This is a genomic window from Vibrio sp. bablab_jr001 (assembly GCF_016464285.1).
In the GTDB taxonomy this organism is placed as follows: domain Bacteria; phylum Pseudomonadota; class Gammaproteobacteria; order Enterobacterales; family Vibrionaceae; genus Vibrio; species Vibrio fluvialis.
The window spans coordinates 1-445 of the sequence record NZ_JACDWZ010000045.1; the positions used below are offsets into that span (position 1 = coordinate 1).

1 rRNA gene is annotated in these 445 nt (G+C 41.1%); it reads left to right on the forward strand.

The features are described from left to right. The first annotated feature begins 56 nt into the window (after nt 1-56). Nucleotides 57-172 (forward strand): 5S ribosomal RNA (rrf, locus tag JIG40_RS07245). Nucleotides 173-445: the final 273 nt, after the last annotated feature.

A 445-nucleotide genomic window follows, 5' to 3' on the forward strand; every position in this document is an offset into this window, starting at 1 on the left:
GCGCATAAGAATGTGTTGAGAGAACGAAAAACAGCTTTCCGAATTTTAAGAATTTGCTTGGCGACCATAGCGTTTTGGACCCACCTGATTCCATTCCGAACTCAGAAGTGAAACGAAACAGCGTCGATGGTAGTGTGGGGTCTCCCCATGTGAGAGTAGAACATCGCCAGGCTTTAATTTGCACTTGCTTAAACTTTAAGCAAGTCACCATAGAGCTCTAAAAAACTTAGAGTTTTATGTTGACTTTCACGGTGTGAAGCGTAATATACGCGTCCTGCCTACGTGCTAACGCACTGAAAGCAAAGCTCTTTAACAATATAAACCTATCAATCTGTGTGGGCACTCGTTGATGATAATCGCAAAAGATTTATCAATGAACTGAGTGACCAATTTGATACTTCGGTATCGAGCACAGTCAATTCAACATTACGTAGTAATGTTATCA